The organism is Microcoleus sp. Pol14D4 (assembly GCF_036701245.1).
In the GTDB taxonomy this organism is placed as follows: domain Bacteria; phylum Cyanobacteriota; class Cyanobacteriia; order Cyanobacteriales; family Microcoleaceae; genus Microcoleus.
The window spans coordinates 68,675-90,556 of sequence record NZ_JAUBQM010000003.1; the positions used below are offsets into that span (position 1 = coordinate 68,675).

Genomic DNA, 21,882 nt, shown 5'->3' on the forward strand with positions numbered 1-21,882 from the left:
TTGTAATTACCATGAAAATTCTCTCTTCAGATATTCCGCTAATTTCCGATTGTGCGGCTGAAAATACTCGCGCAATCGCTGGTTGACAAAATCATCTGCTGGCTGATAATCACCACCGTTGTACTTTTGATAATTCCCCAGTTGAAAATCTGGCACATCTAAAAACTCAAAAACTTGTTTGATTGTCGCAGCCGGACCGGCATAAAATTCTTCACTCTGCAAAATCAAAAACTGTTCCCTGGGAAAAAGTTTCATCCACTCTTTGAGACTGCCAGCATAAAGACTCTTATAAATATAATGACAATCTTTCCCAGGATTTTTGTCTTCTAAGTTTGTTTCGGTTGCGCCATCAAGCAATTGCAACTCGGAATCGATCGCCTTTTCAAAACTTCTGCGTTCCGTACCGCGTCTCACCAGCATTTGATAGTGAGAAAAAGCCCGATATACCGGATTTCTCAAAATCACAATCAGCTTAACTTTGGGCAAACAACCGTGCAACCTTTCTGCAGCCAGCGGGTGAGTCAGATAAGTCGGAGTTGCTTCTCCTGTCAAAAAATGATGCGCGTCTATTGTCGGCGGGAAATGCGATCGATACCAAGCTATTCCTTTGTTGAAATGTTCTGAAAAAAAACAAATTTCTTTATTGGCAGCAGGTAAAATCTGAGGGTGCGAAGTGATATATTTGTAGAGAGAAGTTGTGCCGCAACGGGGAGAACCGATGATAATGAAATCCGGCGATCGCGCTTTTGCCCAATTCCATTCTACTTGCGACAGTTCCGGGCGAGATGCGACTGTTTGCAAGCGGACTGCGGTTTGAAAAAGCGCGATCGACTCCTGAATTTTTCCCTGCTTGCTCAGCGCTACAGCTAAGTTAATGTAAGCTAATGGAAAATTGGGCAAAATCTCGATAACTTCGCGGTAAACAGCAACCAGGCTGTCAGTCAGAGGAGAATCTTTAGGCAGCGGCGCGTACAGCAAGGGGAAGTAAGCAGCAGTAAAGTTTGGTTGTAGGAGAATGGCTTTTTGGTGACAGGCGACAGCTTCTGCAATTTGCCCGTTTTGTTGCAGCGCTTTTCCCAAATTGTGGTAGGCTGAGGGCGAATTGGGGTTTTGGGCGATCAATTTTTCGTAAAGGGCGATCGACTCTTGCAATTTTCCCTCATCCTCCAAACTATCTCTACAACTATCTGTAAAAGTGCGATCCTCTCCGAAGGCTTCGCTAACGGCCAAACTCATGCTGGAATCCTGTAATAACCGCGCATCATCACCTTAACATCCAAGTGCTTCATTTCTGCTGTAGAAGCATCGTGAATCATATTTTCAGTCGGTGCAATATAAGCCTCGCCCGGTGCAATTCTCAGCTTCACGACGGGATATTCTGGATAGCGCTGCATAAACTCAGTGGTTAACTGTCGCGTCCAAGGTTTTCCAATATCAGAATCAGGACATCCCAGCATTTCAAAAATATCAATTTCAGTCAAATTCACAAACAAAAAGTAACGGCTGTCCCGACCTAAATTTACGCAAATTCGATTAGTAGCCTCCTGCTTTTTCGCCAGCGGCAACCCGTCCCAATTATCAGTATGCAAACCATTGCGGCAACCGCGTTTATTATCAATTGTTGCCGTACTCAATCCCGGCTGCCTGCCTCCCATACCGTTAATAATCGGCGGCGCATCCGACAGACAAAAAGGCTGAAAATACTCAATTAATTTATCGAGTGCCTGTAGGCATTTTTCCTCTGATTTAAACTCAGCAACCTGTAGCGGAGTTGTTAGGGAAGCGATACCGGCAGCAGCAAACAAAGCTAAAATATCCGGCGGTAAACGCACAATTCCTACACCCAAATAGTGCGGTGGGGGTTCATGAACCCAAAGCAGTGCAGACTCTGCCGGTGTTGGTTCCCTCCAAGGTTCTTTTGGCATAAAAGCCCCTTCGCAATACTGAATGCGATCGGGTACGCTGTCAAAAGCTAGCTGCGTGCCCGAACTCAGCCACACTCTAGTTGGGAACTCTTTCTGTGTAGTTTCTGACTCCAGATTTTGGTAGCGATAAATTACTATACTTTGACGGAGAGTGGACATTATTTAATATGTATTAATCGCCCAGATCGCAAATGCCGGTTGTAGTAAGGAATACCAGTCCTTTTTGTTGAATTTCCCGTTCGTAGTAAGAAATGCAAGTCCTTTCTTTTCCGTTTCACGACTTAGGTAAAAAGTGGTTTGACGTGCTACTTATATATGTAGGGTGTGCAGTGCACACCCTACATATATAGAAAATTTTGAGCAATGAGGGCTTTACTACAAACTTTTTACCCTCTAGAAATCTTGCCTAATGAGTGCAATGGGTGCAGTGAGTGCAGTGAGAGCACATCGATCCTACCTCAACCCCTTCATCATTGGGAAACTGCCAGAGAGTTTGCGTTAAGGTCGCGCGGTCAACATCCTGCCGGGGAACTGAGGAAAGAGTCAAAACGCGGGCTTCATCGTCGGTGCTTTCTACCAAAATTTCGCCCTCAGCAACTTTAATTGCATCTCGGTGCAAAATGCTGATGCCAAACATATCTGTCATCCCCAAGTCTGACAGTTTACCTGCAATTTCCTTGAGAAATTCCGAGTTATTGACAACTGCTTCTGACCGTTTAATTGTTGCCGACACAGCTTCACTAACGCGGACAAATTCTAAGGGAAACCAAACCCAGTTGCCTGATGCTCGATCTTTTGCAACTTTCCACATATACGGAATAGCATCGCCGTATTCTGCAGTCGGCTTGACATAAGCATTGTTGCCGTCAAACTCTTCGACCAACCTTTCGTTATCCGCCAGGTCAAAGTGTTTGTGAAGTAAGCAAATACCTACCTGCTTTTGCAAACCGTAACTGCGGATGATAGCCCCCAGTTCTGTCATGTTATCCTGGGCTTGCTCTAGCAGGTCTCTTGCCGTGAAAAAATGCTCTAAACTATCGAAAACATCTGGCTTGTAAGATGTCAGCATACAGGTTTAGGTTTCCTTCTAAATATTCACTAGATAGACCATATTTAATATTCTCTCAAATGTCAACAGTTTGGCTGCTATCAACACATTATTTTTTTATATGTAAAATTCCTAAGAATATGTGAAGAGATACAAAAAAATGTTGCTTTTTGAGACGCCAAGCTAAAATAAATATAAACTCTCAGACATTTAATCACTAAAAATGGTATATCCACCTGCACCTTGGAATCTGCAAGGTTATGCTGTTCAGACTTTACAATTGGTAGATGTGGCACGAGTGCGCCCCTTGGTTCCCTCTGAGTTAGAAATAGTGTCTTTATTGCCAGGAAAAACCCTAGGCGGCATTTATATATCCTCCTACGGGTTGGGTTCTGTGATGGAGTACAATGAGTTAATTGTAGTTAGCGCGATCGCCAATTATGCCGGAAAATGGGGTGCTTGGATTTCTCACATTTATGTAGACAATCCTAACTCGGTAGCCGGCGGACGCGAAATTTGGGGACTTCCTAAAGAATTAGCGCAATTTAGTTGGGAACGCAGCGATTCGGTAAAGGCAGCACCGCTAGGCTACCGCGTCACAGTTAGCCAAGGAAACCGTCAACTGTGCAGTCTCAGTTATACCCAGCAAAGTTTAGCTTTACCCCTGTCTTTGAGCGGAAATGTTTTCAGCGCTGACAGGAGAAATTTGCTGTTGTTTAAAGGAGACTTTAAATCTCGAATCGGCTGGATTAAAGGCGAATTAGAAATATCTGAAGAAAGCCTTTTTGCCCATTTAAACTTAGGTCAGCCCTTGCTAACAGTTGCCTGCGAAGATCTGCGTTTAATTGCAGGTGCGCCGCAAATAGTGGGGAACAGATCGGCTGAATTCAGTTATTAACCCTAAAATTGGCGTACATTATTAGGAGGAAAGTTCCCATGAGCGATATTGGTTTTACCCACATTGCACTTTCAGTTAGCGATGTAGACAAAAGCATCTCGTTTTACGCGAAGTACGCTGACCTAAAAGTGCTTCACCGCCGTGTAGATCCAATTACATCATTAGATGTTGCTTGGATTTGTGATTTGATTCGACCGTTCGTCATTGTGCTAATTAAAGCACCATTAGTTGATGGCAAACTTTTACCACATTCCCATCTCGGCGTCGCCTGCGAAACTCGTGAAAAAGTCGATCGCCTTTGCAGTGAGGCTGAGTCAGAAGGGCTTTTATTGAACGGCCCTAATGACTCGGAACCTCCTGTCGGCTACTGGGCTTATCTCCGCGACCCGGACGGTCATACGCTGGAAATTTCCTACGGTCAGGAAGTTAGCGCCCTGTTAGAAAAGTTATTAGCGCAGCCAAAGTTATAAGGTCAGGCATTAAGTTTTCTAGACACCATTTACGCAAAGTCTATGTGTCATGCTGAGTGAAACGCAGTGCAACGAAGCATCTGTAAGATTCTTCGCAACGCTTATGAATGACAGGATTACGTTTAAATGCGTCCAGGACTGCTAGATTGAGCAGCCCCGGTTAATTTATGATTAAATTAACCGGGGCTGCGGGCAATTAATTCGCTGAGTAATTCCTATTTTTAAATGCCAGCCCCCGGAGCAGCTTCAGCACCCATGTCTAAAATTGTACCGCGAAGGAAATCAATTTGCTGCTGGAAATCCATGCCCTCAATCTTTCCTAATAAAGCTTTTCCTGCGTCGGGAAGTTGATAGTCTGGAGGCACAGGAATAATAGTTCCTTCGTCCATTCCTACCGCGAGGAAATACCAAAAAGCCAGCTTGGTTTCAGGACTCATCGAGCCGTACATCCGGCTGATTTCAGTATTGGCTTTTGAGGCAATGTCGCGCATTACTTGTAGTTGTTCTTCGTGGGGCAGAGGCTTGACTTGATCGAACAAACCCTGAGCGATGTCGGAACCCGAAGCACCGGGAGCCGCTGGCGTTATTGACTTGCCCATTTGGGTGTAAACAAACCACAGCAAACCTAATTGGTCGTCTACACTCAACTGCTTAATATCTGCTTTTCCTTGGTCGTAAGCACTGGTAGTAAAGGTCATTCAAGCCTCCAAAATAATATGTATTGCTCAGTTTTCTTATTTGTGAGAAAACTTTTGTTTGCTACTTAAGTTAAAGTACCTAATAAATAGTGATGCTAGAATCTTGCTTAAGACAGAGATGATCCCGGACATAAGTTCGGGGAGTAAATTTACCAAAATTGGGAAAATTTGCAACCAAAGGATGAGGGAAATTTGACAATATTGTTGTTAGCGGAGCTCATGATTAGCATGGTTTAGCCGATCGACGATCGCCTATAATCGCAACAGACCTGTATTGAGGTGGCTGTTATGTCGATCGCAACTGCAAAACGCTTCACCATAGCGGAATATCACCGCCTGACAGAACTGGGGTTCTTTGGTGAGGACGATCGAGTTGAGCTAATCAAGGGTGAACTTGTGAAAATTGCTGCTAAAGGTACGGCTCATTCTGTTTGCGAGATACGCTTGGAACGCGAGTTATTTAAGCTGCTGGGAGAAAGGGCGACACTGCGAGGACAACAACCAATTATTCTGGCTGATGACAGCGAACCAGAACCCGATCGCGCGATCGTGCAAAATCGCCCTGATGACTATCTATCCTGTCACCCCACTCCAGCGGATATATTGTTACTGATTGAGGTTGCTGATTCTTCTTTGAATTACGACAAACAAGTCAAGTTGCCCCTTTATGCTGAAGCGGGTATCTCTGATTGTTGGATATTTAACTTATTAGAAACTTGTTTGGAATATTACAGCGAACCCTATGAGAATTCGCAAGGCAAATTTGGTTATCGCGTCAAGAGAATTTTTCTGCCTAACGAGACAGTTGCCCTCCCTAATTTTGGGGATTTGTCCCTCGATTTATCTAAAGTATTTCCTGCCAATTTGAGGGGGGAATAGAATTCGCTACATATACACAATCCGCCGCAGTTTACCTGGCAGGATCTAGGGTCGAGCGGACTAAAAAAACGGCGTTGCACAATTTGAGGATGATTATTGTTGGGTGTCCCGCCTGCTTTGACAATACACCGGACGGGCGGGACGCCCATCCCACAAAACAATTAAAATCATTCTGGAATTATGCCACACCAAACAAATGGGGTGTCAGTCAAAGAAAATAGGCTGGCAAACAGCCAGCCTAGAATCAGGAGAACTTTATTTCAAACTCGTTGAAAATCTAGCTAAACAAACCCGAAATCCCGTTGACTGCTATGGCTCCAGCCAAAGCCGAAACAACCACAGAAGTCAGAGCCGTACCGAACAGCCACCAAGCTGCGGCTGCTGCCGCTTCGCGCGCATCTTCTGCTTGCTGCTTGGTCTTTTTCTTGAGTTCTTTGATGCGTTTTTTGGCTTCAGATTGCAGGCGTTCCGAGCGCAATAAAACGCTGTCTCGGGCTCCTTCCATTTGGTCAACAATTCGGTGAGCCTGTGCCTCGGAAATATCAGAACGAGAACTCAGCAGGGCAACTAAAGTACCGCGATCGAACTCACCTAAACGCTCTTTAATGGCGTCAAATCCGGCCTGCGGGTCGTCAAACACTTTGCGTAAGTCCCGCTTGATGCCTTCGTAGTTGAGTTCTGGTCGATCGAGCGAATTGAGGTAATCCCGGATTTTTCCGAAAATACCATCCATTGCTGACTGGAACTTGTCCTGAACCATTTGAACTTGTTCGACAATTTGGTTGCGGACAGATTCAATTTGGTCGGCAATTCTGTTAGCTTCGTCTTCCGAGATGTCTTCCCGCTGCGACAGCAATGCTACCAGAGTCGATCGATCGAAGTGCTTCAGGCGATCGCCCAAACTTTGCATCCCCATTCCCGGCTCGCTAAACAGCAACTGCAAATCGCGTTTGATGCTTTCAGGATTGAGTTCTTCCTTGTCCGTATTCCGCAAGTAATTTTCCAAACTGCCTTGGAAATCCCGGACTGTTTTCTGAGCGCGAGATGCCAAGCGGCGCGGCGATTTCACGATGCTGCGAATCGAATCTTGCACGCGATCGATCGTCCGCTCGATCTGTTCTTCGCTCAAATCTTCCCGCTGCGACAGCAGCTTAACTAAAGTTTCGCGATCGACCTGAGAAAGTCTTTCCCGAAGTGCCAAAGCACCCTCTTTCGGATTTTCAAACAATTTAGTCAAATCCCGATTGATGCCTTCTGGATCGAGTTCTTCCAGGTTGGTATTCCGCAGGTACTCGCCAATTTTGGCAGTAACTTCCTCGTACTGTTGCTTAGCTTTATCTGCCACCATTTGCGGCGCGTGGATAATGTTGTCGCGCACAGATTCAATCCGGTCGATCGCCCGATCGATCTGTTCTTCGCTGAGGTCTTGGCGCTGTGACAGCAACTGCACCAGCGTATCGCGGTCGAATTGAGATAAGCGTTCTCTCAGCGCTTTAAATCCGGCTTCCGGGTCGCTTAACAGCGTTTGAAACTCGCGCTCGATCGCTTCTGGATTGAGCTCTTCCTTATTAGTATTGCGTAGATAGTCTTCTACCTTTTGCCGCAATTCTTGCGCTTTTGATTTCGCTTGCTCTTGCAATTCTTGAGCTCTAGAAATCACGCGATCGCGGGAACTTTCGAGCCGCCCGATTAACTGATCGGCTTCCTCTGGACTAAAATCTTCCCGCTGACCCAGCAACTGCACCAAAGTATCGCGGTTAAACTGCGACAGGCGATCGCGCAAAGCCTCAAAACCAGCATCCCGATCTTCCAAAAGCGCTTGGAAATCCCGTTCAATACCTTCAGGGTTCAGCTCATCTTTGCCAGTCGATCGCAAATAATTCTCAATCCGGCTCCGCAAATCTTGAGACTGTTCTTTACCAGCAGCATCTCGCACGATTTCCAACACTTCTTGGCGGACACCTTCAAGCTGTTCGGCAATTTCCGTCACCTGTTCAGGAGCAAACCCCTCGCGGCGGCCCAGAATCCCTACAAAATAATCAGGATTAAACATCTCTAACTGGCGCAAAACCGCCCCAGGAGAGGCTTCCGGGTCGTAAATAACATCCCTAAACTCCTGCTTGATTGTCTCGCGGTTGAGATGCCACGGTTGGGCATTCATCAAGTAGTTTTCCACATCAGCCTTAGCTGTATTGAAAGGCAGCGCCGGCACTTTATCGCCCACCTGAGAAGCAAAAGATTTAGCTTTTTGAGTCCCTTGTGCTGTCAGTTGTTGCAACTGACCGGAGATTTTTTCAACATCCAAATCCGACAAATCCGTCCGCGACAAAACAGTGCCAACAAGAGCTTCCACACCCAACTGCATCGCTCGCTTCATGCCGCTGCTGGATTCCGATTTGTTTTCCCTACTTTCCAGAATTTGAGACAGCTTGGCGTTGAGTTCGTCAGACTTCAGCAAATCGGGAGCCGCAAACTTGAGAAAATCAACCAACTCTAAATTCGGGTCTTTCTGCTCTTGCTGCTTGCCAAAAGTTTGCTTCCAAACGCCTTCGAGTTGGTCAGCAACTTGAGTTATTTCCTCTTGAGAAAAGTCTGTGCGACTCTTAACTAAATCCACAAAAGTCTGGCGGTTAACATTCTTCAGAACGTCGCTTCCCGCAAGAGATTTGATATCTGCATCGCCCAGCAACTTTTCAAATTGACCGCGAATTTCCTTAACATCTAGTTTCGGTAACTGCAAAGAACCCACATAATCTTGCAGTGTTTCGCGAATGCTATCCGGGTCTACCGCCGAACTCAATTCGCGGCGGACAGCGGCAACAGATGCCTCTACAGTGTTGACCATTTGGTCGCTAGCCATCTTGCCGCCGATCGCAGCACCAGCAGTACCCATGACGCCTTGAACGCCTGAAAAAGCAGTTTTTATCAAGGAACCGATGGCGGAACCGACGGCGCTAGAACCGAGCCACACCAGCGTTAAAAAGTACGCCGACCAAATGACTACACCAATAATTGCCGCTCCGTCTACCGAGGCAATTGAAGTTAGTTTGACTGCCAGAAAACAAGCCAAAAATAAAGCCAGGTTAACGGTGACTAAAATCCAACCCCCGACTAGACCTTCAGTCTTACGAACTTTTGTCCCCAAACTTTCAGATTCATCATCATCATCGTCGGGTAAAGCCTCGTCCCAGTTGGAGATTTTGGCGGCAATCGAGAAATTTGTTAACAGGAATTGAAAGCCGAAAGCCATGATGACTCCGGCGATTAATGCCACGAAAAACTGCGGGCTTAAAAACATCAGCCCTCCGATATCGGGGTGGTCAAATCGCGCATCTATTTCTACTGGCATTTGGGCAATATTGAATTTGGGACTGTACAGCGACATTAATAACTCGCTTTCAAACATAATTTACCTCCTAAGTTTTTATGCCTAACTAGGCATAGCGAAAAGAGTCCCCAACTTTTTTATAGGGGATTTTGTAATCTTTAGATGATGGTTTGTTTTGGTTCGGCTTTATCTTACGGAAGGCCTTATTAGTGAAATTGGGACGAGTAGTAAATCAGTTCTCTAGTTATCTCATCCTTACTGCTTATTATGGCTGTGGAAGCTAAAAAATAAATCCGTCTAAAGTCAGAAATCAGTCTTTCTGGGACTGATAGCAGCAGAGTTCGCATAAAAGTGGCAAGTTTGAGGCGGGGGGCGATCGCCACCAATTATCTATAGTAGTAAATTGAGATTCGGCGCACCCTACATATCGTAGAGTGCGCTACCTAGTTGAGGATTCCGTTTGATTTTTAGGCTCAAAACGCTCTAGTAATTCCGAGGGAGGGATCTGCATAAGCAGTCGGTTGCGATCCAGGGTTTCTAAATCTAATTGCAGGTAATTCAACAAACATGATATCGGGGGCGCCGCAGCCTCCTAGCCTACGAATTTTTGCCACAGCATTTACCCTCACAGTTGCGAAGGCTGCGAATACAGCCGTACTCCTCGAAACGTTGACTGTGTTTGCGAACAGTAGGATAGGCAAGTAAATTGAAAGGAATTCCGGTTAGTTTGTAAAACAATCGACCAGCAGCATGAACAATATCCCAAATTTCGCTTAAATTAGGTTCTCGAACAAATTCTTTTATTTCATCTTTTAAAGCAAGCCACTGAGATTGCACAGTAGGAGAGTGACAATTATCAAATACTGCCATACCTTTTTCGTAGTTTTGCCAAATTTTATTCATATATTTAATCAAAATCGCCTCACGTCTGATAATATCAGAAGTTAATCTGAGATTACAATCATCCGGTATTTTAAGGAAATCAGCCATGCGACTCTCTCAAATGCTTTTTGTCACCCTGCGCGAAGACCCGGCAGAAGCAGAAATCCCCAGCCACAAACTATTACTCCGTGCCGGATACATCCGGCGCATCGGTAGCGGAATTTACGCTTATCTACCTTTAATGTGGCGAGTTCTCAAAAAAGTATCTCAAATTGTGCGCGAAGAAATGGACGCTACCGGCGCTCAAGAATGTCTCCTCCCGCAATTGCAACCAGCCGATTTGTGGCGGGAATCCGGCCGCTGGGATACCTATACTCAAGCTGAAGGTATTATGTTTGCAATGACAGACAGGCAGCAGCGAGAATTGGGATTGGGCCCGACTCACGAAGAAGTAATTACTACAATTGCTAAAGATATGATTCGTTCCTATCGGCAATTGCCCGTACATCTCTATCAAATTCAAACTAAGTTTCGCGATGAAATTCGCCCGCGTTTTGGGTTGATGCGCGGTCGCGAATTCATTATGAAAGATGGCTATTCTTTCCACACTAACGAAGAAAGTTTGAAAAAAACTTATCAGGATATGGCTCAAGCTTATAGCAATATGCTGCGCCGATCGGGCTTGCAATTTCGAGCAGTAGATGCTGATTCGGGAGCAATTGGCGGTTCTGGTTCTCAAGAGTTTATGGTGCTGGCTGAAGCGGGAGAAGATGAAGTTCTCTATACTGAAGACGGTCAGTATGCCGCTAATGTGGAAAAGGCTGTCTCGATGCCTGCGGATGCCGAACCGTCGCCCTTTGCCACTTTTGAAAAGCGGGAAACGCCGGGAACTGAAACAATTGATAAACTTTGCAAGTTTTTGAAATGTTCTCCGACGCAAGTTGTCAAAAATGTGCTTTACCAAGCTGTTTACGATAATGGCATTACAGTCTTGGTATTGGTAAGCATTCGCGGCGACCAAGATGTGAATCAGGTAAAGTTGCTGAATGAATTGACGAAGTTAGCGGGCAATTATCAAGCTAAAACAGTTTTATTTTTGACTGTTCCCGATGCAGAAGCTCAGCGGAAATGGGCGGCTAAATCTTTACCTCTCGGTTATATGGCTCCCGATGTTGCTGATGATTATATCGCTGGGAGCAAAGAGGTAAACTCTAAGTTTTTGCGTTTAGTCGATCGCACTGCAGTTGACCTGACAAACTTTGTCACCGGTTCAAACGAATCAGGATACCACGTTGTCGGAGCCAATTGGAACAAAGAATTTCCGCTACCAGCAACGGTTGTAGGCGTCAGAACAGCCAAAAAGGGCGATCGGGCAGTGCACAACCCCGAACAAACCTTGCAAAGTGCCAGAGGCATCGAAGTCGGCCACATCTTCCAATTAGGAACCAAATACTCCCAAGCAATGGGCGCCACCTACACCAGCGAACAAGGCGAAGAAATGCCCTTTATGATGGGCTGCTACGGCGTCGGCGTGTCGCGGCTAGCTCAATCGGCCGTAGAACAATCCTACGACAAAGACGGGATAATTTGGCCGGTGGCGATCGCCCCGTATCACGCCATCATTAGCATCCCCAATATTTCCGACGCCCAACAAGTAGAAGTCGCCGAAAAACTCTACGCAGAACTCAACCAATCTGGCATTGAAACCCTACTCGACGATCGCGACGAACGAGCCGGAGTCAAATTCAAAGATGCCGATTTAATCGGCATTCCCTATCGGATTGTTCCGGGCCGTTCGCTGAAAGCAGGCAAAGTTGAAGTTGTGGAAAGAGCAACTCACAAATCACATGAAATTCTTGTTGATGAAGTCAATTCTACCTTGAAACAGTGGATTGAAGCCGCCATCAACTAAGCCTTTATAATTGGTAAGGTGCGGAGTGCATCGCCCTACATTAACGCGCAACGTATAGGGTAAGGTGCGCGCTGCGCACCCTACATTAGCTTCCTTCTTCCTTCATCCCTCTTCCTTCTTTCTGCTGTGAACTTTAAAGACCAAATGTGAAATTTCCTAAAACTTAAAACTCGGTATGAATCTGAACCTAAATCGGTTTCTGCGATTCCCTCAATCCCGAATTGGGCGGTACTTGGCCCAAGTAACTGTCGTTGCTGTCGCTTACGCCGTGGGGGCGAGGCTAGCAATTTCAATTCAAGGTGTCAATCCCTTTGCTGCCTCGGTGTGGCCGCCTGCAGGAATTGCACAAGCCGGACTTTTATTGTTTGGAAGTAAAGTCTGGCCTGCCATAGTTTTGGGCACATTTTTGCTCAATTTGGTTAACCCAAGTGAACAGATATTTGCACTTTGGCTGGGAGGAAATGTCGGGGCAATTCTGCAAGCGGTTTTTGCAGTAACTGCCCTGAGCTGGTTCCGGTTTCGTCCCTCTATCGAGCGATTGAAAGATGTAATTAATTTAATCTTGTTTGGCGGTCTAATTGCTACTCAAATCAGTTGCACTATTGGCGCATTTTCTCTATATTTAGCGGGAAAAATAGAGTGGAGCGAATATTGGTCTGCTCGATGGAATTGGTGGTTGGGAGACACAATGGGAGTTTTAATTATCACTCCCTTAATCTTAATATTTTTTCGTCCTCAAGCAACCGCCTATCGTTTAAAAATACAAACAGAAACAAAGAAAAATTATTTAATTGAGCGAGCAGTATGGTTAATATTATTAATTGTGGTGAGCTGGCTGGTCTTTGAGTCGAAACAAGAATCTTCTATTTCTCGTTATCCCCTGGAATATTTGCCGTTTCCTTTGATAATGTGGGCTGCGCTTCAATTCGGTCAGCGAGCCGCTGTCCTAGCATCGTTTATTGTCTCAATCATCGCAATTTTTGGCAGTTCTCATGGAGGGGGACCCTTCACAGCCAAAGCCGACAATATTAATCAGGCTATCTTATTGTTGCAAGCTTTTATGGGTGTAATTACGATTACCTCGCTGTTATTGGCCGCGACAGTAGCTGAACGCACATCAGCAGAGTATTCTCTGCGGGAGAGCGAAATTAAATATCGAGAATTGGTGGAAAATGCTAACAGTATTATTCTGCAACTGGACGCTGACGGCAATATTACTTTTTTTAACGAATTTGCCGAAAAATTCTTTGGTTACAAAGAGGAAGAAATTCAGGGAAGAAATGCTTTGGGGACCATTATTCCACCGACGGACTGTGAAGGAAATAACTTAGAGTTGGTTTATAGTCAAATTTTACAAAATCCCGATCGCTTTACCAGCTATGAAAATGAAAATATCCGGCGCAGTGGCGATCGCGTTTGGGTATCTTGGGCAAATAAACCGCTGGTTGATGCAGCGGGCAAACTTTTGGGCATCCTCTGCATCGGGACAGATATCACCGATCGCCGAAAAGCTGAAATAGCCCTGCAAAAGCTCAATGAAAAGCTGGAAATCCGAGTTGAAGAGCGGACAAATGCCCTGAAACAAAGCGAACTTCAGCTACAGAAACAGAAATCGGCATTAATTGATTTAGCCAAAAATAAAGCGCTGAATCAAGGCGACTTAACAAAGGCGCTTCAAGAAATAACTGAAACTGCTAGCCGAACTCTGGAAGTTGCCCGCTCGAGCGTCTGGCTGTACGATCGCACTAAATCCAAGATCGAGTGCCTAGATTTGTTCGATCGCACTCTCAACCAGCACTCACACGGCTTGGAATTAGCAGCAGCAGACTATCCTGTCTATTTTCAAACACTGCGAGAAGAACGTGCAATTGCTGCCTTTGACGCACAAAACGATTTTAGAACCAGAGAATTTACCCAATCTTACCTAATTCCGATCGGCATCACTTCTATGCTAGATACGCCGATTCAAATAGGCGGAGAAACAGCAGGAGTTCTCTGTTTAGAACACGTAGGAATGCCCCGCCCTTGGACGATTGAAGAACAAAGTTTCGCTGTTTCTCTAGCAGATTCTGTAACTTTCGCAATGGAAGCGCGAGAACGCCAGCGGGCTGAAGAAGCACTGCGGCAAGCTGAAGAAAAATACCGCAGCATCTTTGAAAATGCTATAGTCGGTATTTTTCAAACTACCCCAGATGGGCAATATCTCAGCGCTAATCCTGCTTTGCTTCGCATTTACGGTTACAGTTCGCGCCAGGAATTGGTCGGCACATTAACTAATATTAGCCAACAACTTTATGTTGACCCAGATCGCCGCGCCGAAGTTGTCCGCTTAATAGAAGAACAAGGCAAAGTATCTGATTTTGAATCTCAAATTTACCGCCGAGATGGCACCATAATTTGGATTTCGGAAAATACTTATACCGTGCGCGATTCCTACGGAAATTTGCTTTATTACGAAGGTACTGTTCAAGATATCACAACTCGCAAAGAAGCTGAAGCAGCTTTGCGCTTAGAACAAGAAAAATCCGATCGTCTCCTGCTAAACGTTTTACCACAACCCATTGCCGACAGATTAAAACAAGACCAAAGCATCATCGCCGATACTTTTGCCGAAGTAACAGTATTATTTGCAGATATAGTCGGTTTTACCACCATTAGTTCCCAAATTTCTCCGCCAGAATTAGTGTCGTTGCTTAACGACATTTTTTCCACATTCGATCGCCTAGCAGAAAAGCACGGATTGGAAAAAATTAAGACGATTGGCGACGCCTACATGGTAGTAGGAGGGCTGCCCATGCCCCGCAGCGATCATGCAGAGGCGATCGCCCAAATGGCCCTCGATATGCAGCAGGCAATTACTGAATTCAGCGATACCCACGATCGAGATTTTAGCATCAGAATTGGCATTAACACCGGCCCGGTTGTCGCCGGAGTAATCGGTATTAAAAAATTTATTTACGATTTATGGGGAGACACCGTTAACACCGCTTCCCGCATGGAATCCCACGGCTTGCCGGGGTGCATTCAAGTCACGTCGGCAATTTATGATATATTGCACGATAAGTATGTATTTGAAAGTCGGGGCGCGATCGAAGTTAAAGGCAAAGGCGTGATGACTACTTATTTACTGGAATGCCGAAAATTGCTCTAGTCAAGGTTTTTCCCTAAAATAAGGGCGATCGCACCAGTTAATTTGCCCGATCGCCCTTTTCTCAATTAGCCAAGTTTTTTAAAGCTTGTACAGGTTAATTCCAGCTTCCTTCGCCATGATTTCCAAACCCTTGTTTTGCAAGGTTTTAATCGCCTTTGTAGAAAGGTGCAATCTTACCCAGCGCTTTTCCTGCGGCCACCAAACCCGCTTCCACTGCAAATTGGCCTCTTGCAATTTGTGAGTGCGGTGGTGCGAGTGAGAAACTGCAAAACCGTTATTCGCCTTCTTTCCCGTTAGCTGACATTTCCGTGACATACTTCCCTCCTGATTACCGTTTTTTGCGTGCAGCATTTCATTATACCCGAAGGAAGAAGGAAGAAGGAAGAAGGCTTGACTTATCCCTTTAGCAATAGAAATAAACTCTTGCTCCCCCCCTTAGCAAGGGGGGTTCGGGGGGTTAATTACATTGCACGTTCAGTCAATTTTGTCAAGACTTGATTCGATCGCTCGACAAAATCCTTCATCCCTTCAGCATCGAAACCCTTCTGGGCCATCAAAGCCAAGTCGTAAACGTGGTGACAAATCATACTCGCCAACTGACTTGATGGAGACTCCCCGCCGCCTTGAATAATCGCACCCTGACTCAAACTAGCCAAATTTTGAATCAGCGGGTGAGACGTATTCACCAGCAAAACGTGTTCTTCGGGGAATTCGGCCGCTTGCTGCTGCAAAAGCGCCGTCATGTCGCGCATCCGGCGCAAAGCTTCCGGCAAAAGTACGATCGCAGGTGGCGTCGCCTCCGCAGAGTCAGACTTCAAAGCTTCTGTGCGAATGTTCACTTTCGGCTTGTTGAGAGCTTTTTGGAACATTTCTTTAACTTGTTCGCTGCGAGTCTTATTCGTCGCCGGATCGACAATTTCCGCTTCTTTCTCTTTGTCAATTAGCGTTTCGTCGATGTCGGAATCAACCCGCGAGAATTTGACATCTGAGTATTCTCTTTCCAAGAAGCTGATAAAGTGCGTGTCGATGAAAGAATCCATAAACAGCACTTCTAAACCTTGGCTTTTGTGCATTGCCACGTAAGTTGCTTGAGACGCCGGATCGGTACAATAAAACACGCGATTTTCGTGGCGTTTTTGATTGCGTTCCAAATACTCTTTTAGAGTCGTGTAAGGCTGCGTGGAACTAGAATTTTCCGACTTCGGAGTGACATCTTGCCACAAATCTCCTTCCTCACTTTGCACCTGAACTTCGGGCGTCACAGTTTCTGACTTCTCGGCTGTTGGTTCGTAGGTGCTGCGGTAGATTAAGATATCTTCGACTTGCTTTTTGAACTTGTCATCGTTGAGAGTTCCGAACTTGACAAAAGTGCCGATATCTTGCCAGCAGCGGATGTATTCGTCGCGGTCGTCGCGGTAGAGTTCTTTCAGGCGATCGCCCACTTTTTTAGCAATATAATCAGCGATTCTCCGCACAGTCCGATTGCTTTGCAAAGAACTGCGAGAAACGTTCAGGGGAATGTCGGTACTGTCAATAACGCCCCGCAGCGGCATCAAGAATTTCGGGATAATTTCTTCGCAGTGATCGCTGACAAAAACCTGGTTGCAGAATAGCTTGATATTGCCTTGGGTAACATCGACATCCGGCCGCAGTTTGGGAAAGTAAAGAATCCCGTTGACAATAAAAGGATAATCTGTATTCAGGTGTACCCACAGCAGCGGCTCGTCTTGGTACGGGTAAAGGTAGCGGTAGAGTTCTAAGTAATCTTCTTTTTGCAAATTGCTGGCTGATTCTCGCCAAATTGCTTTGTGCTTGTTGAGCTCCTCTCCCTCAAATTTGATGGGAACTGGCATGAAATCGCAGTAAGTTTTGATTAACTGCTTAATGCGAGTGGGTTCTAAATATTCTTCTTCTTCGTCTTGGAGGGTAAGAGTAATAGTAGTGCCGCGTTCCGTGCGGGAAGATTCTGATAGTTCAAAAGCGGGAGAACCGTCGCAAGACCAGTGTACTGCTTGGGAGCCTTCTTGGTAAGAAAGAGTATCAATGTCTACTTTCTTCGCCACCATGAAAGAAGAGTAGAAACCGAGACCGAAGTGACCGATAATTGCGTCCTCGCCGCTGCCTTGGTATTTTTCAATAAATTCTTCTGCGCTGGAGAAAGCGACTTGGTTGATGTATTTTTTTACCTCATCGGCGGTCATGCCGATGCCGTTATCGGAAATTGAGAGGGTTTTGTTTTCTTTGTCGATCGCTATGTTGATTTGCGGTTCGCCCGTGTCGCCGCCGTATTCGCCGGAACGGGAAACCATTTTGAGTTTGGCAATGGCATCGACGCCGTTAGAAATTAGTTCCCGCAAGAAGACTTCGTGGTCAGTATATAGCGACTTCTTGATAATCGGGAAAATATTTTCGGTATGGATTGAGATTGTTCCCTGTTCTAAAACTGTCATAATTTTTCTCTCTGATGACTGCTAGTTGCTTAGAAATAGCTATTTAATGATTTTCGGCGATCGTGCTCTCTTCTGCAAAAGGGATTACCACAAAAAGATGATTCGGTTTTCCCCACATCTTGCACAATTCTCAATTAGCCTTTCACGGGCGGGTTCTCCTGTCCAACCCCTACTCCCCACAAGATATTTCAATTTTTGTGGAACAGGCCGAAAAGCCTGTTAAGCGAACATGGTGCAAGATGTCAGTTGCCCTCACATAGTAGCTCACAAAGGCAACTGCAGGAGAAAGGTGCTGCCGGAACCCAATTCGCTGCGGGCGCTGAGGCTGCCGCGGTGTGCCCGGGCTATGGTTTGGGCGATCGCCAATCCCAGTCCCGAACCGCCGGTATTGCGCGATCGATCGCTGTTGACTCGGTAGAATCGATCGAATATTCGCTCTAAATCTGCCGCCGCTATCCCAATACCGGTATCTTGAACCTGAACGATGGCCTCTTGGTGGCTGCAATCTAAAATAACTGTTACTTTCCCGCCCGCCGGAGTGTATTGAATGGCATTAACAATTAAATTAGCAACTAAGCGATAAAGTTGGTCGGAATTGCCGACAACATTTAATTGCTGCTGCACTCGCACGGACGTTGTTAGGGCTACCTTAGAAGCGATCGCCAAAGCTGCCAATTCCTCTACTAAATCGCTAACAAGGTCATTCAAACAACATAATTGACGGCGATCGCGTATCACTTGATTATCCATGCGAGCCAGCAGCAGCAAATCAGCAACTAACTGAGTCAATCGTCGGTTTTGGCGCTCTACCGTCCGCAAAATTTCCCGCGCCTCTTTTTCATCTAATTGAGGCGTCAACAGCGCCGATTCTACAGTCGCCTGCGAAGCCGCTAAAGGCGTCCGCAATTCGTGAGCTGCATCCGCTGTAAACTGTTGGATTTGTCGGTAGGAAGAGTAAATCGGTTTCATGGCCAATCCAGCCAATAACCAACTAGCAAAGCCTATCAAAATCAATGCTGTAGGCAATCCTAATTTCAAAACCCATTTCACTGTACTGAGATAATCATTGAAGTCTTGCAGGCTCCGACCAACTTGAAAATATCCCCAATCTTGCTGTGTTTGGGTATGTAGCGCTACTGAAATTTGGTGATAAACATTGCCTTTGGTGTCAGTTATTGTTTGCCAGTATTGGGAATTCAATGCTGGTGGTAATTCTTCGGGATAAGCGCCTGCTGTAGCAATTAATTTCCCCGAATAATCAAATAAACGAATATAATAATAGCCTTGGTTGATAGCGCTTAAAATATGGCGGCTTGGCAACTGTTCTTTAATGCCTTTAACTCCAATTAGGCGGAGGTTGGGCAAAAGTTCGTTGACTATTGGCTCCAATCGTCCGGGCTGCTGCAATTTGAGTTCTAGGCTGTCGTGTAGCGTCCCCGCTACGGATTCTAATTCGCGGTCTATGGCTACCCAGTGAGCGTGGGCGATCGCCTTATATACGCCAAATCCCAACAAGCTTAAAATCAAACCCATTACAGCCGCATAGGAAATGGCTAATTGCCAGCGAGTTCGGTTAAAGAGTTTATTTTGATTCACATTGAGTCGAGCGCTCTTTTTTAAGGTAAATATCCCAAGGTAAATAATACATTATTTTCTAATTGTACCAAGATATCTGAATTAACTTCACCAATTTTATTTCGCAAGCGTGTTTTATCCAAAACTCGCATTTGATGGCACAATGCAACGGAATCTTGAGTCAATCCTCCCTCACCGCTGGGAATTAAAACACATGAAGGGAGAGAGGCACGGCGCAGATTAGTTGTTAGAGGAATACTGATAACAGTAGTCGTGTATCTCGCAATAGTATCGTTCTGGAAAATAATTATGGGACGTACACCGGCCTGTTCGGAACCTTGTGTAGGATCGAGGGCTGCAATCCAGATTTCACCTCGTCTGACTGTCATGCCAAATCCTCATGTTTTAGGAGTTCTGCATATTGGCTCATTCCGAGTTCCGCAAGTTGTCGGTCTTCTTCGGCAAATTCGCCGTATAGTGCAGCTAAGTTAGTTTCATCGATTGCTGGAATAGTAACTAATCTGGCACGGAATTTCAGGAAGGCAATAAATTCAAATACTTGTTTGAGTTGTTCTAGATCGAGCTTTTCTAACTCTTGTTGGATTAAATCTTTCATGGCAGTTATATTTCTGATGGAGCTTTCTATATTATAGCCAGATACTGGAAACGAGGTATATTCCCCCCGCCGTTGCCCCTACAGCTTTAATTTCTCATGCGGTATCCGACGCCGTGTACGGTTTCAATTAAATTCGCGCCGCCCACCGACTCAAGTTTGCGCCGCAGCAAGCGCACTTGAGCTGCTACCACATTGCTAAAGGTATCTGCACTAGCCTCCCATAGCTGATTCCGAATTTGGTCAGTAGTCACAATTTGGTTCGGATGTTTCATAAAGTATTGTAACAGTTGAAATTCTTTGTTTGTCAGCGAAATGATCGGCTTTTGGCCGTTGCGATCGAGATGGCACACAGTTCGATTTCCGCAGTCCAAAACCAGATTTCCTACCTGTAGCTGTTGCGGTTGAATTTGGGGCGATCGCCTTTGCAAGGCCCGCAATCTTGCTAACAGTTCCGCCATGCCAAACGGTTTAACTAAATAATCGTCAGCCCCGGCGTCTAGTCCCGCCACTTTATCTTCCATGCGGTCTTTTGCTGTTAGCATCAAGACGGGCAGGGCGCTATTTTTAGCACGCAATCTCCGCAGCAGTTCCAATCCTGACAATCCTGGTAGCAACCAGTCAAAAATAGCCAGGTTATATTGCGTCCACTGACTGTCTAAATATTCCCAAGCTTCACTGCCATCTACGGCCCAATCAACTATATATTTTTCCTGCTTTAAAGTGCGCTCGATCGCTTTCCCTAAATCTGGCTCATCTTCAACTAGCAAAACTCTCATAACTCTAATTTATAGCGGTAAATCCTTATACATTGTTAGCGATCGGCAGCATCTACCCCAACATCTAACCTCACATACTGAGATGAAATCAGCATGAAATTTTCTGACTTCGCAGAAAAAATAACTGTTGACAATAATTGACAACAAGCTGGTAATGTCTTATAATCAACCACGAGTAAATTTTTGCGAAAAATTATCAATAAGTATGACAGATTTATCCGATCGTCCCGCCATTAAAAAGGCTGGGCGCTGGAGTCGCCGCCAACTGCTACAGCTAGGAATAGCTGGGGCTGGGGTAGCGGGCGGCGCGATCGCACTTCAAAACTTGACTCGCAAACCGACATCAGTGGCGAGAATTCCGCCAATCCCGGCAGATGCACTCACCGTCAGCAATATCAACCCGATGCAAATTGCGCGGGATTTTGATTACGGCACCGTGACGCGCGAAAACGGGCGCACGGTTCGGGAATTTCGCCTGGAAGCTAATACTTCGATCGTCCAACTTAACAGCGCCGTCACTTTCAACACCTGGAACGTCAACAATCGCGTGCCCGGGCCGACATTGAGGGCAACAGAGGGCGATCGTATCCGCGTCATCTTTTCTAACAAAGGTGGACATTCTCACTCGCTGCATTTTCACGGCATTCACCCCACAGAAATGGATGGCGTTAAACCAGTAAGGAACGGTTCGGTATTTATTTATGAATTCGATGCCAATCCTTATGGAGTCCATCTATATCACTGCCATATTGCTCCCGTAACACGCCACATCGGTAAAGGACTATATGGAATGTTCATTATCGATCCGCCAAAACCCCGCCCTCCCGCCGATGAAATCATGTTAATCATGGGGGGATATGACGTAAACGAGGACGAAAAAAACGAACTATACGCTTTTAATGGGTTGCCCAATTATTATATGAACAACCCGATACCTATTTACAAAAATCAGTTAATTCGGCTCTACGTTCTCAACCTGATTGAGTACGAAGCAGCAGTAACTTTTCACTTGCACGCCAACTTTTTTGACGTATATCGCACGGGAATGACTTTAACTCCCAGTGAAAGAACTGATGTCATCACCATGGGAGTAGCTGAAAGACATATATTAGAATTTACCTACGGCTACCCTGGAAAATATATGTTTCATCCCCATCAAGATGCGATCGCCGAAGCAGGCTGCATGGGGGTATTTGAAGTCATCACTTAAACCGAATCCTGCTACCAGGGTGCGCCGATTCACATAAAGTATGAAATTATTTGACAAGCTCGAT

18 protein-coding genes are annotated in these 21,882 nt (G+C 45.6%); 6 read left to right on the forward strand and 12 right to left on the reverse strand.

Annotated elements, in window-relative coordinates:
- Window positions 1–6: 6 nt before the first annotated feature.
- The 3 genes from QUA33_RS02645 to QUA33_RS02655 all read right to left on the reverse strand — a co-directional run bounded on the left by QUA33_RS02645 (window position 7) and on the right by QUA33_RS02655 (window position 2,994).
- Entirely contained in the window at window positions 7–1,236 is a 1,230-nt protein-coding gene (locus tag QUA33_RS02645) for a tetratricopeptide repeat protein (RefSeq protein WP_333146242.1), read from the reverse strand.
- On the reverse strand, window positions 1,233–2,084 hold the full coding sequence (locus QUA33_RS02650; protein ID WP_333146244.1) for a hypothetical protein: 852 nt from the start codon (window positions 2,082–2,084) through the stop codon (window positions 1,233–1,235). The genes QUA33_RS02645 and QUA33_RS02650 overlap by 4 nt, the downstream gene beginning before the upstream one ends.
- Window positions 2,085–2,331: 247 nt before the next feature.
- Window positions 2,332–2,994: a glycerol-3-phosphate ABC transporter substrate-binding protein gene (locus QUA33_RS02655; protein WP_333146246.1), complete on the reverse strand. Its 663-nt coding sequence runs from the start codon at window positions 2,992–2,994 to the stop codon at window positions 2,332–2,334.
- 202 nt (window positions 2,995–3,196) lie between these two features.
- Here QUA33_RS02655 and QUA33_RS02660 point away from each other — a divergent pair, with 202 nt between their 5' ends.
- Together QUA33_RS02660 and QUA33_RS02665 are read left to right on the forward strand one after the other, a co-directional pair.
- The gene (locus QUA33_RS02660) at window positions 3,197–3,871 is read left to right on the forward strand and encodes an acetoacetate decarboxylase family protein (RefSeq protein WP_333146248.1); all 675 of its coding nucleotides are present in this window, start codon (window positions 3,197–3,199) and stop codon (window positions 3,869–3,871) included.
- Window positions 3,872–3,909: 38 nt separating this feature from the next.
- Window positions 3,910–4,341, forward strand: a complete 432-nt coding sequence (locus QUA33_RS02665; RefSeq protein ID WP_333146250.1) for a VOC family protein — start codon at window positions 3,910–3,912, stop codon at window positions 4,339–4,341.
- 221 nt (window positions 4,342–4,562) lie between these two features.
- On the opposite strand, the gene QUA33_RS02670 is transcribed toward QUA33_RS02665, so the two are convergent.
- On the reverse strand, window positions 4,563–5,039 hold the full coding sequence (locus QUA33_RS02670; RefSeq protein WP_333072966.1) for an orange carotenoid protein N-terminal domain-containing protein: 477 nt from the start codon (window positions 5,037–5,039) through the stop codon (window positions 4,563–4,565).
- Window positions 5,040–5,327: 288 nt separating this feature from the next.
- Here QUA33_RS02670 and QUA33_RS02675 point away from each other — a divergent pair, with 288 nt between their 5' ends.
- Window positions 5,328–5,918: a Uma2 family endonuclease gene (locus QUA33_RS02675; protein ID WP_333146252.1), complete on the forward strand. Its 591-nt coding sequence runs from the start codon at window positions 5,328–5,330 to the stop codon at window positions 5,916–5,918.
- Between the two features lie 277 nt (window positions 5,919–6,195).
- Here QUA33_RS02675 and QUA33_RS02680 read toward each other — a convergent pair whose 3' ends face one another.
- Window positions 6,196–9,324, reverse strand: coding sequence for an MFS transporter (locus QUA33_RS02680; RefSeq protein ID WP_333146254.1), 3,129 nt, complete (start codon window positions 9,322–9,324; stop codon window positions 6,196–6,198).
- 519 nt (window positions 9,325–9,843) lie between these two features.
- Window positions 9,844–10,236 carry a hypothetical protein gene (locus tag QUA33_RS02685; RefSeq protein WP_333146256.1) on the reverse strand — a complete coding sequence of 131 codons (393 nt, stop codon included), beginning with the start codon at window positions 10,234–10,236 and terminating at the stop codon, window positions 9,844–9,846.
- Here QUA33_RS02685 and proS point away from each other — a divergent pair.
- On the forward strand, window positions 10,235–12,040 hold the full coding sequence (proS, locus tag QUA33_RS02690) for a proline--tRNA ligase (RefSeq protein ID WP_333146258.1): 1,806 nt from the start codon (window positions 10,235–10,237) through the stop codon (window positions 12,038–12,040). The two genes, QUA33_RS02685 and proS, sit on opposite strands and share 2 nt — an antisense overlap.
- Before the next feature lie 175 nt (window positions 12,041–12,215).
- The gene (locus QUA33_RS02695; RefSeq protein ID WP_333146260.1) at window positions 12,216–15,191 is read left to right on the forward strand and encodes an adenylate/guanylate cyclase domain-containing protein; all 2,976 of its coding nucleotides are present in this window, start codon (window positions 12,216–12,218) and stop codon (window positions 15,189–15,191) included.
- 78 nt (window positions 15,192–15,269) lie between these two features.
- Here the strand turns inward: QUA33_RS02695 and rpmB are convergent, their stop codons facing one another.
- From rpmB to rppA, 6 genes are all read right to left on the reverse strand, one after another.
- Window positions 15,270–15,506: a 50S ribosomal protein L28 gene (gene rpmB / locus QUA33_RS02700; RefSeq protein ID WP_333065932.1), complete on the reverse strand. Its 237-nt coding sequence runs from the start codon at window positions 15,504–15,506 to the stop codon at window positions 15,270–15,272.
- Between the two features lie 146 nt (window positions 15,507–15,652).
- Window positions 15,653–17,641: a molecular chaperone HtpG gene (gene htpG / locus QUA33_RS02705; protein WP_333146262.1), complete on the reverse strand. Its 1,989-nt coding sequence runs from the start codon at window positions 17,639–17,641 to the stop codon at window positions 15,653–15,655.
- A gap of 264 nt (window positions 17,642–17,905) precedes the next feature.
- Window positions 17,906–19,237 carry a two-component system sensor histidine kinase RppB gene (rppB, locus tag QUA33_RS02710; protein WP_333146264.1) on the reverse strand — a complete coding sequence of 444 codons (1,332 nt, stop codon included), beginning with the start codon at window positions 19,235–19,237 and terminating at the stop codon, window positions 17,906–17,908.
- Between the two features lie 20 nt (window positions 19,238–19,257).
- On the reverse strand, window positions 19,258–19,605 hold the full coding sequence (locus QUA33_RS02715) for a type II toxin-antitoxin system PemK/MazF family toxin (RefSeq protein ID WP_333146266.1): 348 nt from the start codon (window positions 19,603–19,605) through the stop codon (window positions 19,258–19,260).
- Complete coding sequence (locus QUA33_RS02720; protein WP_333146268.1) at window positions 19,602–19,832, reverse strand: hypothetical protein; 231 nt, start codon at window positions 19,830–19,832, stop codon at window positions 19,602–19,604. The genes QUA33_RS02715 and QUA33_RS02720 overlap by 4 nt, the downstream gene beginning before the upstream one ends.
- Window positions 19,833–19,918: 86 nt before the next feature.
- Window positions 19,919–20,608: a two-component system response regulator RppA gene (rppA, locus tag QUA33_RS02725; RefSeq protein ID WP_333146270.1), complete on the reverse strand. Its 690-nt coding sequence runs from the start codon at window positions 20,606–20,608 to the stop codon at window positions 19,919–19,921.
- Between the two features lie 205 nt (window positions 20,609–20,813).
- Here rppA and QUA33_RS02730 point away from each other — a divergent pair, with 205 nt between their 5' ends.
- The gene (locus QUA33_RS02730) at window positions 20,814–21,818 is read left to right on the forward strand and encodes a multicopper oxidase domain-containing protein (RefSeq protein WP_333146272.1); all 1,005 of its coding nucleotides are present in this window, start codon (window positions 20,814–20,816) and stop codon (window positions 21,816–21,818) included.
- The last annotated feature ends 64 nt before the right edge of the window (window positions 21,819–21,882 follow it).

Bases quoted from the DNA above. Each gene is read 5' to 3' on its own strand.
- QUA33_RS02645 (WP_333146242.1), bottom strand. From the start codon at position 1,236: ATGAGTTTGGCCGTTAGCGAAGCCTTCGGAGAGGATCGCACTTTTACA.
- QUA33_RS02650 (WP_333146244.1), bottom strand. From the start codon at position 2,084: ATGTCCACTCTCCGTCAAAGTATAGTAATTTATCGCTACCAAAATCTG.
- QUA33_RS02655 (WP_333146246.1), bottom strand. From the start codon at position 2,994: ATGCTGACATCTTACAAGCCAGATGTTTTCGATAGTTTAGAGCATTTT.
- QUA33_RS02660 (WP_333146248.1), top strand. From the start codon at position 3,197: ATGGTATATCCACCTGCACCTTGGAATCTGCAAGGTTATGCTGTTCAG.
- QUA33_RS02665 (WP_333146250.1), top strand. From the start codon at position 3,910: ATGAGCGATATTGGTTTTACCCACATTGCACTTTCAGTTAGCGATGTA.
- QUA33_RS02670 (WP_333072966.1), bottom strand. From the start codon at position 5,039: ATGACCTTTACTACCAGTGCTTACGACCAAGGAAAAGCAGATATTAAG.
- QUA33_RS02675 (WP_333146252.1), top strand. From the start codon at position 5,328: ATGTCGATCGCAACTGCAAAACGCTTCACCATAGCGGAATATCACCGC.
- QUA33_RS02680 (WP_333146254.1), bottom strand. From the start codon at position 9,324: ATGTTTGAAAGCGAGTTATTAATGTCGCTGTACAGTCCCAAATTCAAT.
- proS (WP_333146258.1), top strand. From the start codon at position 10,235: ATGCGACTCTCTCAAATGCTTTTTGTCACCCTGCGCGAAGACCCGGCA.
- QUA33_RS02685 (WP_333146256.1), bottom strand. From the start codon at position 10,236: ATGGCTGATTTCCTTAAAATACCGGATGATTGTAATCTCAGATTAACT.
- QUA33_RS02695 (WP_333146260.1), top strand. From the start codon at position 12,216: ATGAATCTGAACCTAAATCGGTTTCTGCGATTCCCTCAATCCCGAATT.
- rpmB (WP_333065932.1), bottom strand. From the start codon at position 15,506: ATGTCACGGAAATGTCAGCTAACGGGAAAGAAGGCGAATAACGGTTTT.
- htpG (WP_333146262.1), bottom strand. From the start codon at position 17,641: ATGACAGTTTTAGAACAGGGAACAATCTCAATCCATACCGAAAATATT.
- QUA33_RS02715 (WP_333146266.1), bottom strand. From the start codon at position 19,605: ATGACAGTCAGACGAGGTGAAATCTGGATTGCAGCCCTCGATCCTACA.
- QUA33_RS02720 (WP_333146268.1), bottom strand. From the start codon at position 19,832: ATGAAAGATTTAATCCAACAAGAGTTAGAAAAGCTCGATCTAGAACAA.
- rppA (WP_333146270.1), bottom strand. From the start codon at position 20,608: ATGAGAGTTTTGCTAGTTGAAGATGAGCCAGATTTAGGGAAAGCGATC.
- QUA33_RS02730 (WP_333146272.1), top strand. From the start codon at position 20,814: ATGACAGATTTATCCGATCGTCCCGCCATTAAAAAGGCTGGGCGCTGG.